Here is a 13,595-nt window from a genome sequence, read left to right on the forward strand (position 1 = left end):
GGCGTTGCTGAATCCAGATATGAATTCGTTTCGCGCAAAGGCGCAAAGACGCAAAGAAAGAAGCAAAGAAGATTAGTCCAAAATTCTTTCATGTTTTAAATCAGTAATGCCTAAAATAAGAGTGTGCAAGCAGACTTGAATTTTGAATTAACTTTCCAGTCTAGCTGCTATTTGAATATCGAATTCCTCTTCAAAGATTGGTTTTTTATATTCTAAACTCCATAACTCCAAGGCACAATCATCGCCAATTTCGTGAGGAACAACTGCCATTTTAAGGATTTTTTGTCTAGCATCAAAATCACATTTAACCCTTTCAATAGCACCTTTGTTCCGACGGTCTAAAGCTACGGCGATGCGTAAGATAGAACTTAATTGCCTGACCATTAATTGATATCTTTTGCTGGGTAAATCTTGATAGGAAGTATGTTTTTTCTTGGGCTTACTTTTGCGATGATAACGCGCAATATTCGCGATTAATGCTAATTCTAGTTCAGTAAAACCTAATAATTCTGCATTACGAATTAGATAGTAGGAATGTTTATGGTGAGCTGAATGGCTAATATAAATACCACAGTTGTGCAAAATAGCAGCTGCCCATAATAATTCTTTTTCCCCTTGCCCCCATTGGTGGAGATGTTCTTTCGTTTGCTCAAATAAACTGAGGGCAAAATTGGCCACTCTTTGGCCATATTCGAGATCTACTTGATACTTATGGGCAATCTTAAAAACATTCCGATTTCTAACTTCGTTTTGATAGCGTAGGCGATCGCTGATCAGGCCATGAGTGAGCATCCAATCAACAATAATGCCTTCTCGTAAAGCCCTTTCACAGATGGTGACTGATTTCATCTTAAGCATTTTCATTGCCTCTAGAAGAATGATCGCACCAGGGACAATAATTTCAGCTCTTTTATCAGAAATACCTGGAATATCAAACCGTTCTTCGTAACTCATCTCTGACAATTTATCAATTACCTCCTCAATATCCTCAAGAGTTAATTGATAGCCATTAAGGGGGTTTGGCTCTGTCCCCTGTCGATCCAGTGCATGAATTAGAGCCAAAGTTTCGATCGTGCCAGAAGTGCCTACCAAACGAGGGTTTTCATTTAACTGCAAGTTATGCCAAATTTCTTCGACGGGACGCTCCAACATCCCTCGGACATAGGCTTTTAAATAATTTAGCTCTTCTTTACTAATGGGATCGCAATGCACAAATTCTTTGGTCAAACGAACAGCTCCCACTTTGGTGCTACTCAAGAAACGAGGCTCTCTAATATCTGCTAGGATTAACTCTGTCGAACCGCCACCAATATCGATCATTACATGGGGTCGATCTCCAAAATCCATTCCTGAAAGAACACCCAAATAAATCCGCCGAGCCTCTTCTTTTCCCGAAATTAAATTAACTCCAATCCCTAGTTCCGACTTGATACGATGTAAAAAAGCGATACCATTGCCAGCTTCTCGTGTTGCACTAGTTGCCACGGCAATTATTTGTCGAACCTTAAGGCTCTCCGCCAAATCTTTACAACGTTTAATGGCTTTGAGGGCTCTTGCGATCGCCTCTTCCGTCAGATTACCCGTATCGGGATCGCGATCGCCCAAACGAACAGTATCTTTTTCCTTCGCAATGATATGGAAAGCTGGCAATTTTGGATCTACTTCCACCACCACCATATGAACCGAATTTGTCCCAATATCAATTGCCGCAATTACTTGTTTGGTTTGGCTGACACTGAAAGGAGTGTCGACACTAGGTTGATAAATAGAATTAACCATAAAAATTATGCAAGAATAACTCTTGATTGAGTCCCCTAAGAAACAGCATATATTCTCAAGGGCTAATTATGATCACACAACAATAACTTTTTATATTTTTATCGAAATTAATATTTTTTTATGAGTCAATATCCGCAAACTATCAAAGAATCTACCGGGGAAAAAATCATTCGACTTCTGCGTTGGGATAAACCGGCAGGGAGATTAATCTTAATGATTCCTGCATTATGGGCAGTATTTTTAGCGGCTTCAGGCAATCCGCCACTTCTTTTGGTAGGTATCATTATTTTAGGCACTTTTGCAACTAGCGCCGCTGGTTGTGTGATTAATGATCTCTGGGACAAAGATATCGACCCTCAAGTGGCCAGGACGAAAAACCGTCCTCTCGCATCTCGGGCATTATCCGTAAAGTTGGGTATCATTATATTTGCGATCGCACTGCTCTGTGCGGCGGGACTAGCTTTTTATCTCAATCCTCTCAGTTTTTGGTTATCTGTCGCCGCTGTCCCTTTCATTATTGGTTATCCTCTTGCAAAAAGGATTTTTCCTGTCCCCCAATTAGTTTTATCCTTATGTTGGGGTTTTGCCGTCTTAATTAGCTGGTCAGCAGTAACAGGCAATATTGATCATAATACTTGGCTGCTTTGGGGGGCGACAATTGCCTGGACATTGGGATTTGATACGGTTTATGCAATGTCAGACAAAGAAGATGATCTCAAACTTGGCATTAATTCCAGTGCAATCTTTTTTGGCAAATATGTAGCAGAAGTCGTCGGCATATTTTTTATTCTTACTGCGGTTTTAATGGCCATTCTCGCTTTCAGTCTTCAGTTGCAGTTGATTTTTTGGTTGGGATGGGTAGTTGCTATTATGGGCTGGATTTTACAATATCAAAGAATTCGCAAACCTCAGCTTCCTCGCTCTGTTTATGGCAAAGTATTTAGTCAAAATGTGTGGTTGGGCTTTATTTTGTTGGCTGGGATGATTTTCGGTTAATTTTTGCAGAAATTAAGCATTTCACTATTTAATTTTTTCCTCGGCAAATTTCTGAACTGCTTTAGGGGCAAAAGCTGACAATAAAAAACCGAAAGTGATATATATACCGTCAGTATTACTGTTCGTATTGCCTGAATTCATAATGGTCACAGCACCGAAAACTATTGCAGCAATCAGAGCAATAAAGCTCATCAACCTCATTGAGGATCTGTTGCCATTGTTTTCGCAAAAGAATCCTGATTTTTGCTGATTACTAGTGGATTCCGATGTTGTTGAAGGAGATAATGAACTCATATTAGCACTTAAAATATATTGGTAATTTGATGTTATTTGGCATGACTCATTTAATCATAATCCTCTGTTTTTCGCCTAGGATTTGCGATTCTTATTCTCTAAAGCTCCTTTAGGCAGTGAGGAGCGAATAAACTTTCGCTAGTCTTGTCATTGCAGTGGCAATTTCTGCCACTGTGGCAGTGAGGCTAATTCGCAGACATTGTGTTTTATGCTGCCAATCTTCCTTCAAGCCAGGGAAAAATGTACTGCCAGGAACCGCAATCACTCCTACTTTTTTCAATTCCTGATAAAATTCCCAGTCGCTGGTTGGTAAATCTTTTAACCACAGCCAAGCAAAAATCGCGCCTTCTCCTTGGTGTAAAAACCAAGGTCGATTCTGAGGCATTGCCTCGTCTAAGGTTGCGGCTAAAATTTCTAATTTATTTTGGTAATGAGGACGAATAATCTCAGTGGAAATCTCGGCTAATCTACCAGAATTAATGGCTCTAGCTGCGATCGCCTGACCGTAGCGAGAAGAATGAATCGCAGCATTCGTTTGAAAAGATTCTAAAACTTGAATCCATTTTTTAGCTCCGATCGCAATGCCGATTCTTTCTCCTGGTAAACCAGCCTTAGATAAACTCAGACAGTGAATAATATTTTCTCCAAATTGCGGATTCATGGCCGTAAAGTTTAAACAAGGAAAGGGCGGAGCATAGGCAGAATCTATCAATACAGGCACATCATAAACCTCAGCCAAAGAAGTTATTTTACCGACTTCCTCATCTGTTAAAACATTACCTGTCGGATTACAAGGGCGAGAAAAAATTACACAGCCAGTTCGCTCATTGATTTGTAATTGACTAAAATCAGGACGGTATTTAAAACGATGTTGCCCTTCTTCAATTTCCAAAGTAGGTTTGTAGGCAATTAAGGCTTCAGGAGTCAAACTAACTCCACCATAACCCGTGTAATCAGGACTCAATGGTAAAACAATTTGTCGTAAATCACCCTCTTTTGTATAACCACCAAAAGCATTAGCAGCGTAAAAATAGAGTGATTGTGAGCCAGGTGTGATTAAAATATTCTCATTACTTAAATTCAATTCGTAACGTCGATTAAAATCTTTGACTACAGCTTCGATTAAAGGTGTGTAGCCCTGAGAAGAACCATAACGACATACCACCTCACCATATTCCGCACTTGCCAACAAATCCGTTGTGCATTCTCGCCATAAATTTTCCACTTCTGGCAAAATTACAGGATTTCCCGCACTCAGATTGATGAATTCTTTACCTGCACTATTGCTCAAAGTCTCAATAATATCTTTCATAATCGCCCGAACTCCTGTGAGTTGGGACATTTGCATACCAAATTGAGATAAGTTCATAATGCAGTGATTGAGATCGGTAAATATTATGTACTCGTCATTTTATGCCAAAATCTCAATCAGAACTTGCTAACAGCTTAAAGTTTCAAGCTACTTATTAACAATATACTTCTCTAATATTTTCAGCAATCCTGGCTCATCCAAAGGCTTAGATAGATATTCGGAAGCCCCAAGCTTCATGGCAAGTTTGCGATGTTTATCATTATTGCGAGAAGTTAACATGGCGATCGGCAGTTTAGCAAACTTAGCATGAGACCTGACTTCTGTGAGCACCCCATAACCATCTAGACGAGGCATTTCAACATCACAAATAACTGCTTGGACATCCAGCCCACTAACTAACTTGTCTACCGCTTCTCGACCATCCTTGGCCTGTTCTACTTGATAGTCATTACGCTCCAACATTGATGCTAAATAGCGTCTTACATTAACTGAATCGTCCACAATTAAAATCGTTGGGCTATCAATCTTGAAGTATTCTGGCTTAGGATTACCACTATCTGGTGCCTGGATAAGGGTCTCCTGACTGCTTTGTTCCTTAGTCATCCAATTACCCAAGAAACCAGGTTCGATCAAAGGGATCACCCTACCATCTCCCAAAATAGTAGAACCGGTAAAGCCTGGAGCAAGACTGATCGGGCTGGCAACTGTTCTAATTGCCACTTCCTGTTCCCCCCAATAACGCTCTATATAAATGCCATGCCACTGATTTTCCTGACCAAATACTAATACTGTTGGGGTATCAATTGTCGGTTTACTGTCCATCTGAAAAGATTTACTCGGACGATTGAAAGTAAGAGACTTTTCTAGGCGAATTAATGGAATTCTTGAGTCGTTCCAGTTAATTGTTTCGAGATCTTGCTCTTGAACAACGAGATCTGATTCGAAACGAATCATTTCCTTAATACTATGAACAGGAACAGCAAAAACCATTCCTGCACTTTCTAGGATATTAACACGGAGAATTAATAGGGAAAGAGGGACTGTAATTGTAAATTTTGTTCCTTTCCCTAGATTAGTCTCTACCTGAATATTGCCTCGGACTTGTTCTAAATTAGAGCGCACCACATCCATTCCCACACCACGGCCTGAAAGTTCTGTCACTTTTTCTGCCGTACTAAATCCTGGCTCAAAGATAGCCTGAAGGATTTCCGCTGTGGGAATTTGATCTACTTGTGTTCTTGGTAAACCCATTTTACAAAAGCGATCGCGAATCTTTTGCTCATCAATCCCTTTTCCATCATCCTCAATCACGATAATGGTTTTGTTCCCCTTTTGCATTGCACTCAATCGTATAGTTCCGACCTCAGGTTTCCCCTGAGCTAGACGAACTGAGGCTTCTTCAATCCCATGATCGAAAGCATTACGGAGCAAATGATTAAGAGGGTCAATCAGTTGTTCTAAGACTTGCCGATCAATCGGAGTTATCTCCCCGGAAATTTTAAGATTAACTTGTTTATTATGTTTCAGAGATAAATCTCGAATCAATCGTGGAAATCTACTAACCAAATCGGCAAAAGGACGCATTTGAGAGCGCGTTACATTTTGCTGTAAGTCTCTTGTCGTATAACTAAAATCTCTGACTACCTGAGTCATTTCCTGTAGACCCAAGTCAATATCTGACGTAACCTCTTGCAACTGGAAAATAGTCTCAATTTGCTCTTGGAACATTAAATGCAAATCACTATAACGATCCATTTCCAAAGAGTCGAAGGTACTTTGCCCTGAAAGGGTAGAGCCTGCTTTGACTTCGTCAAATTCTTGCTGATTAGAGTCGCCCGACTGCCAAGGTGTCTTGCCTGTGGCTAATGACTCGTTAGGTTGATTGATTTTTGGCAACATTCCTTCTAAAGAAGCCCAGTCATAACATTTGCGAATTTGACTAGTAGACTTTTCTAGAGTGCGAATTCTCTCTTTGGTTAATGCCAAATAATTATGTAGCTGGTTTAAACGTAAGATTGCGCTATTACGTTCTAAAATCAACTTACTTGATAGAACATTAATCTTTTGCAATTTTTGAGCGGAGACCTTAACCATTCTTTCCGATACCACAGGTTTGGGTGAAGAGGAAATTGGTTTGGCAACAGACTCAGTCGCCTGATCGCGAGCAACAGATTTGATTTCTGTGTTGATTTCTGTTGCTTCGGCTTGAGGCTCTAGATTCTCAAAAGTTGCTTGTAAATCAGCTAATTCCTCTAGATCAGGTGTTAGTTGTTCCCAATCCACAGTTGAGGGTTCGGCTTCTTTTGCTTCGNCTTGAGGTTCTATATTCTCAAAAGTTGCCTGTAAATCGGCTAATTCTTCTAGACCAGGAGTNAGCTGTTCCCAATCCGACTCTGTATTTATCAATTCAGTGGGCTCTAGATCTTCGCCCTGAGAACTAACCTCAACTGGGATTTGGTTATTGGATTGTAATTCTAGAGCAACCATTTCTTGTAATTGGTCTACTCCAGAAAAATCGAGCTCCTCAAGGTTACTCAAATTATGCTCATGTTCTGCTTCCAAATCTGTTATTTCTGCAGATGGCAAATTCCGAGGAATTTGTTCTAAACGACCTAAGGTTACTAAAGCATGGGATCTTTGCCAAGTATTAAAAGCTTGATAGGCAAGATCTCTAATTCCCTCATCTGAGACGATTTCTAATCTGGATTGAACTGATTCACAAAGAGACACAAAATCATCCAAACCGCTCATCAATCCAAAGTCAGCCAGTTGCTCGGCAGAAGACTTTAGTTCTACTCTCAGTTGTTGGGGGGTTAAATTCCCTAGTTTCGGTTCTAAGCTATCAAGACATTCCTCAACACCAGTTTCAAAGACTAGGTTAGATACATCGACTTCTTCTTCTTCGGCTAATAGAGAGTCTTCGTCTTCCTCTTTTAAGTCTCCAAGCCTTTGATGCAAAGGATTGAAAACTGGATCGGTGATCTGAGCAATCCATTGTTCATCAACTAAAGTTTGGCTTTTATGGGCTTGACCCACTTCCCTTAAACAATCAACTCCTTGAAGCAACAAAGTAGTGACTTCTTGATCCAGCAAAGTCGCATCCTTTCTCACTCGCAGAATCTTCAAGAAATCTTCTAAACGATGGGCAATTTTATTTAAAGAAGAAAATCCCATCATCGCCGCACCACCTTTTAAGGAATGAGCAGCCCGCATTGCTTTGTCTAGCAACCCGGTATTAACCTCCTGAGAATCTAAGTCTATAATGATCGACTCTAGATTATCAAAATATTCTTTAGCTTCTTCAAGAAAGTCCAATTGTATTTGTTGATCTCTATCCATTGCCAGATTAGCCTATCTACAAAAGTAGTTGATATGGTTTTGTTGTCTGAAATTCGCCATCGAGATAAAGCATTTGAGCTCTATCAGAACCAGTCTTTGAAGGTGTTAGAGAAAGATTCATTAATCTCTAACACCGAATATTTAACCTCTAGTCCCTAATTTAAGCCATCTTAGCCTCAGGCTGTTGTTCTGCTTCACTTACTTTAAATTGAGCAACGGATTCTTGTAGTTCTTGCACAATATTCGTTGTTCCTTTGATAGCCTCCGCTATCTGACGGGAAGATTGAGAACGTTGGGAAGATGCTTCGGTAACTTGTTTCATAGTTTCAGTCACTATTTGAGAAGTTGCCGCCTGGGAAACTGTAGCCTTAGAGATAGACTGCATCAGAAGGTCAATGTCTTGGGACTTAGCTAAAACTGCTTGTAGTCTTGTTTTGGTATCTTCTACTAGACGAGTACTAGCTACTACTTGAGTAGTCCCGACTTCCATTGCGGCGACAACTTCTTGAGTTTCACTTTGAATCCCTTGAACTAGTTGAGAAATTTCTTTAGTTGCGTTAGCCGACTGTTCTGCTAAGGCTCCAACTTGTTCAGCCACTGCGGTAAAGCCTTGGCCTAGTTCCCCAGCACGAGCCGCCTCAACACTAGCATTAATCGCTAGTAAGTTAGTTTTAAGGGCAATTTCATCAATCAGAGAGACTACTTGCGAGATTTGTTGTGCAGATTCCCCTAGACGCTTAATTTTTTTTGCGGTATCGCCTACTGTAGTCCGCAAACCCTGAATACTTTCCACGGTGAGATCCATTGCTTTATTTCCTTCTTGCGCTGTGGCAAAAGCGTCATTGGAGATCGATGCGGTTTTTTCTGCGTTATCTGCCACTTCCTTAATAGACTCAGATATATTGGCGACTGACGACAGAGTGTTTTGAATTTGTTGTGCTTCGACAGCAGCTTCTTCGGCCAATTCTCTAATAGTAACTTCATTATCACTCAAAGAAAGACTTACATGGCTAGCAGAGCTTTTGGTTTGAATCGCAATCGCCCGTAAATTTTCGACGATGGCATTAAACAAATCGGCGATAATTCCCACGTCCCCTTCGAGCAATTGGGCACGAACGGTTAAGTCTCCTTCTGATGCTGGTTCTAAACTATCCATCAGAGTAGAAATGGCCTCTTCTAGAGCTTCTCTTTCTTCTCTTTGTTCTTTAGCACTTTGCTCTAAGGAGCGGTTTAAGGCATTTAGGGATTTTTCAGTGGTTTGTGTCTGAATAAGAGACCTTCTTTGGAAATAGATTGTCACCCCTGCCAATGTTCCGAGAATCCCAGCGATCGCAACCCAGTACCAGAGTAAATCTTCAAAAGTGATTTGTTCGATTTCGTCATAGGGAGTAACAGATAGTTCAATAAATAAGTCATGTATGGGTCGATAATTTAGAGGTACTGTCCAACCATCTGATTTTGCAGCCTTTGCCGCTGAGTGATCTTTGGGCATATTAAGCAATGCTTTCGCCACAATTTCGGAAATTTCTAGAGAAACATTTTTGGTCGACGCAAAAGGCCATTCTGGATAGAGAGGAGTACTAATCAAAAAGGGAAAATTACCTTGAGGATCTTGTTTATTATTGATAATTTTGAAGTCTTCGAGTTTGACTTTTCCTTCTGTTGCCATGCGTTCGATAGTGTCTGTTCGGACAGTTCCACCATCGGTTTCTCCATTTAAGACTGCCATGACTACTTTGTCGTGGGTTCCTGCAAAATCTAACTCTTTGAACTGGCGTTTAGGATTAATCCCATTATCCTCGAAGACACCCCAAGCCATTTGCCAACCCCCAAAGGCAACTTCCTTAACTCCCATAAAGGTTTTGCCGTTGAAATCTTTGAGCTCATTGATGTCGTTACGATCAGCTTTAGTAAAAATTACTGCTCCAAATTCTGTATAAGCATTCCCTAATCTACGGTTCTTTAAAGTAGCAATCCGGTTAGCTCCATATCTCGCTTCAAAATCGACATACATCCCAGGATTAGGCAAGAGAAAATCAAATTCGCTTTTTTCCGCAGCTGCATAAATTTCTTCAAAATTCATCGGTACCAGCTCGAAATCATATTCGGGAATCGTCTCAGATAAATAGTCTGCTAAGGGCTTCCATTTTTCTATTGTCTTGTCCTTACCTCGTTTGGCGATTGTGGCAATTTTAAAAACTTTCTTTTGGCCAGTTGGTTCTGTTGACTTAGCTTGGGCAACTAACTCACTGTTGGTATTTGCGCTTGCAGCTCCTAAAAAAATGTTTTTAGTGAGAGAATTAGTTGCAATCTGAGGCACGACAGAAGGTAACAACAAACCAGTAAAACTAAGTAAGATAATCCAATGAAAAGAGCGTCGGTTTGATTTATTAGAACCTGATTTAATTGTTCTATTCAACAATTTCCAAGACTGATTTTTGAGATTTCTCATAATATTCAACTATAAATATTGTTGATCTAGAAGCTATAACCTAATAAGATTAGTTGTTTTTGCTAATTCTGTTAGCAATTAAGGATTTGATATCAAGCACCAGATATTGATTTTCCTGATGTTGGATAGAGCCATAAACAAAAGGTTCTAATGTCGTGGGAATATCTCTATTCGATGAATCAAAATCATCATAAACAAATCGAGAAACTCCCAAAATACGATCAACCACTAAACCTAGAAAACTAGGGTTATCAGATTGCTCATAAGTTTCTTTAATTTGTTTATTATCAAAAGAGGGTTTGACTACAATTACCTGATATTGTCGACAATTAACAATCTCTGGAGATAGTCCAATTAAATGAGCTAAGTCTACAGCTAAAAAAACTTCATTTCGAGAAGTCATTAATCCTAAAACATATTCTGGTACATTAGGAATCGTAGTTATTTCTCGACTAGAAATGACCAAAGATTCTTGCACTTGGTTTAAATCTATTACAGCGAATACTTGGGAATTTAGCTGTAATCTCAGATAAGAATCACCCTCAATTTCTTGCTCAGAAAATAGCTCTGGTAGTAATTCTTTTAGTCGATCTTTGGTAGTTGAAATTGCCATAATTTTAGATTGTTAAATCTTCAACAGTTTGAACAATTTTTTCTTTGCTACAACCTTTAACTAAATAGGCAGCAACTCCTTGTTTCATTGCCCATTTTTGATCCATCGAACGATTTTTAGTGCTCCAGGCAATTACTGGAATGTCAGCTGTGGCAGAGTCTTTCTTTAATTTGCGACAAAATTCCAAACCACTCATCTCTGGCATTACTAAATCTGTGATAATCAAGTCAGGCTGATGTTGATTAACCTTATCCAGGGCTTCTTCTCCATCTGAAGCAGTTAAGACTTTATAACCTGCTTCGTCTAAATAATTATTAATTAAATCTAATTGGGTTTTCATGTCGTCAACGACCAGGACTGTTTTAGCCATTTTAGTTGCTCCTAATAATTTTTAGATCGAAAAATACTATTTGTTTATTTTAATTAATTAACTCAATAATTATCCTCTCCAATATTATCTAGACAATGCAAAATCTGGTAAATATTTTTCGACAGCTTCCAATAAATCGGTGCGAGTGAAGGGCTTTGTCAGGTAATCAGAAGCGCCAGTCATTTGAGCCCTAGTCTTATCAATAAATCCTGTTCTGCCTGTGACCATAACGATTGGCGTTTGTTTAAGAACAGAACTTTTTTTAAGTAGACTACATAGCTTGTAACCATTGATTTGAGGCATAGAAATATCCATGAAGATCAAATCTGGTTTTATTTTTAATAATTTTGAAGCTGCCTCTAAGGGATTTTCAATTCTAAATATTTCGAAGTTTTTTTCTCCTAGAAATCTTTGCATTTCATCCAAAATAATTGGACTATCATCTATACAAGCAATTTTAAATCTGTTTTGTTGTTTTAATATATCGCCTGTTCCATTAGAGAATTCAACTTTTTGAGGAATACAAGGTAAAAAATTTAAAGGGAAAGATGGCTCTTGTAGTTGAATTTCTCCAGTTTTAATATAAGGTAATAGCAGTTGAGCTATTATTAGTTCATCTTGATTAAGAAGAATGCTTAACTCACGAAAACTCAAACCTTTTAAAAACTTGGATAGCTTCAGCAAGACAGGGGTTGGTGGTTGGGTTGGATTTATTTGAGGCTTGAAGAAAAGACCTTGATATGGAGAATTAATTACTGAGCCAAATTCTTGCCATGTTTGTAATCGATTTTGAAATTTTTCGATCAAAGGAACCAAGTCAAATGTTTGACTCATAAATCCAGCAGTTGTTACTTGCTGAGGAAGGCTTTGTTCTTCAATCCATTTATATTCGCCAGCAATTAGCCAGAGACAAGTTTCTAATGCTTCTTCACTTAAACTAACTAGCACTTGATCTGCTTCAGATAACTTAAGATGATTATAGGAGACTAGCCATCTTAAGCAGGGAATCCAGGAGCCGCCTTCTAACCAATTATCCCCTTCGCTATTGTGGATTTCTAGTTCCGATGCTGGAATCGATTTAATTGTGTTTATTAGACTCGTGAAGCCTAGTTTGCGGAGATGATAATTCAACGCAAAGGGAAGACGAATTGAATTAGCAGCACCTCTAAGTTGGCCTTTTTCTAAATAAATTTTCCAGTTGACTCCTTTTCCAGAAAATTGAAAGGAGCCATTGCTTTTAGAACCAGAGGCTTCTGTCAGTAATTCTACACAGTTCAAGGATTGATTCATAAAATAGTGCTTATGAATTAATAAAGGAATTTTAGGATAGCGTTTGATATTGTTTTGTGAAATCCAATTCAAGAAATCCTTAGTAAATGAAGGTGCTTAAGGTTGTTTTCATAAATGAACATTAATAATAAGTGATGAAAATCCTTGCCCTTGATTTAGAGTGTTCCCCTTTTTTATTTTTTTCGCTCACGCAACCTAGTTTAATTTTTATTAAGATGAGCTTAATTAAGCAATATTGGTTTTAACATGAGACCGTAATTGTCTTTTCTGTTTGCGAATAGTGCTCTTTCGTACGGTTTATGGATATCATCCATAAATTGAAAATTAAGTGTTGCAATATACTGAACATACTGTATGATGTATTAGGTCAAACCAGACATAACCGAGAAATGCGGGGGTATGGCGGAATTGGTAGACGCTGCGGACTTAAAATCCGTTGATCATTGCGATCGTGGGAGTTCAAGTCTCCCTACCCCCATCCGTTTTAGCAAGAATGCAGAGAATTATAAACACCCCAGAATGCCCTACAATGATTTCTAATTCCCTGTAAATTTAGTTCAAAATTAGTTCAGTGTCGGACAAGCTAGACAAGTCACTTCGAGCTGCCAACGAGAGATTGCGCAAAAGTAATTGCGGTGTCAAGATATATAAGCGGGGTCAAAAGTTATCTTTGAGAGGAACTTTGCCCCCAAACCAGTATTGGGTAAAGACCAACCATATCAGTAGTATTTAGCTTTAGGACTTTATGCTAATGGTGCAGGTATCGAACAAGCTCAGAAGCAAGCAAAAAAGTTGAGCTCTCAACTGGGAGCATCCCCATTAGTCACAAGTTAAGGAATTCGGGAATTTGTCAAGAGGCAACAAAAATCGGGTGAAACTTCTAACAGAAGAAGAGTTGAGCGATTGCAGTTGCCCATGAGTAACAACCGAAAACTAAACCGAGATCACGCGAAGAGAACCCAACGCCCGATGGCAGAAGATGAAGTAATTGCCAATCAACTTGAAGCATTACTGACTCCGGCGATTACTGCTCAAGAAAATTATTATCGTCAATTAGGCCTCAGAGATCGGATACTAAATTTACCCTTGATGGTAGCAGCCGTCTTGACGTTGCTGTGGAGAGATGTGGCAGGAGTTACAGAATTAACAA

9 protein-coding genes, 1 tRNA gene and 1 pseudogene are annotated in these 13,595 nt (G+C 39.2%); 3 read left to right on the plus strand and 8 right to left on the minus strand.

Features of this window, described 5'->3' with window-relative positions; genetic code table 11:
• Nucleotides 1–147: 147 nt before the first annotated feature.
• Complete coding sequence (locus XEN7305_RS02385; RefSeq protein ID WP_006507736.1) at nucleotides 148–1,779, minus strand: Ppx/GppA phosphatase family protein; 1,632 nt, start codon at nucleotides 1,777–1,779, stop codon at nucleotides 148–150.
• A 120-nt stretch (nucleotides 1,780–1,899) separates the two neighbouring features.
• Between XEN7305_RS02385 and XEN7305_RS02390 the strand changes: the two genes are divergently transcribed.
• On the plus strand, nucleotides 1,900–2,775 hold the full coding sequence (locus XEN7305_RS02390) for a 4-hydroxybenzoate solanesyltransferase (RefSeq protein ID WP_006507737.1): 876 nt from the start codon (nucleotides 1,900–1,902) through the stop codon (nucleotides 2,773–2,775).
• Between the two features lie 24 nt (nucleotides 2,776–2,799).
• Here XEN7305_RS02390 and XEN7305_RS28025 read toward each other — a convergent pair whose 3' ends face one another.
• The 7 genes from XEN7305_RS28025 to XEN7305_RS02420 form a co-directional block, all read right to left on the minus strand.
• On the minus strand, nucleotides 2,800–3,069 hold the full coding sequence (locus XEN7305_RS28025) for a hypothetical protein (RefSeq protein ID WP_006507738.1): 270 nt from the start codon (nucleotides 3,067–3,069) through the stop codon (nucleotides 2,800–2,802).
• A gap of 109 nt (nucleotides 3,070–3,178) precedes the next feature.
• Nucleotides 3,179–4,438, minus strand: coding sequence for a valine--pyruvate transaminase (locus tag XEN7305_RS02395; RefSeq protein WP_006507739.1), 1,260 nt, complete (start codon nucleotides 4,436–4,438; stop codon nucleotides 3,179–3,181).
• Nucleotides 4,439–4,528: 90 nt separating this feature from the next.
• Nucleotides 4,529–7,720, minus strand: a complete 3,192-nt coding sequence (locus XEN7305_RS02400; RefSeq protein ID WP_006507740.1) for a hybrid sensor histidine kinase/response regulator — start codon at nucleotides 7,718–7,720, stop codon at nucleotides 4,529–4,531.
• 160 nt (nucleotides 7,721–7,880) lie between these two features.
• A complete protein-coding gene (locus tag XEN7305_RS26310; protein ID WP_006507742.1) occupies nucleotides 7,881–10,172 on the minus strand; it encodes a PhnD/SsuA/transferrin family substrate-binding protein in 2,292 nt (763 codons plus the stop codon).
• Between the two features lie 49 nt (nucleotides 10,173–10,221).
• Nucleotides 10,222–10,785, minus strand: coding sequence for a chemotaxis protein CheW (locus XEN7305_RS02410; protein ID WP_006507743.1), 564 nt, complete (start codon nucleotides 10,783–10,785; stop codon nucleotides 10,222–10,224).
• 4 nt (nucleotides 10,786–10,789) lie between these two features.
• Complete coding sequence (locus tag XEN7305_RS02415; protein ID WP_006507744.1) at nucleotides 10,790–11,155, minus strand: PleD family two-component system response regulator; 366 nt, start codon at nucleotides 11,153–11,155, stop codon at nucleotides 10,790–10,792.
• A gap of 84 nt (nucleotides 11,156–11,239) precedes the next feature.
• Nucleotides 11,240–12,445, minus strand: coding sequence for a response regulator (locus XEN7305_RS02420; RefSeq protein ID WP_006507745.1), 1,206 nt, complete (start codon nucleotides 12,443–12,445; stop codon nucleotides 11,240–11,242).
• A gap of 393 nt (nucleotides 12,446–12,838) precedes the next feature.
• Here XEN7305_RS02420 and XEN7305_RS02425 point away from each other — a divergent pair.
• Nucleotides 12,839–12,923: transfer RNA gene (locus XEN7305_RS02425), tRNA-Leu, on the plus strand.
• Between the two features lie 491 nt (nucleotides 12,924–13,414).
• Nucleotides 13,415–13,595, plus strand: a pseudogene (locus tag XEN7305_RS02430) (IS4 family transposase); the annotation flags it as partial.

The organism is Xenococcus sp. PCC 7305 (assembly GCF_000332055.1).
Classification (GTDB): Bacteria; Cyanobacteriota; Cyanobacteriia; order Cyanobacteriales; family Xenococcaceae; genus Xenococcus.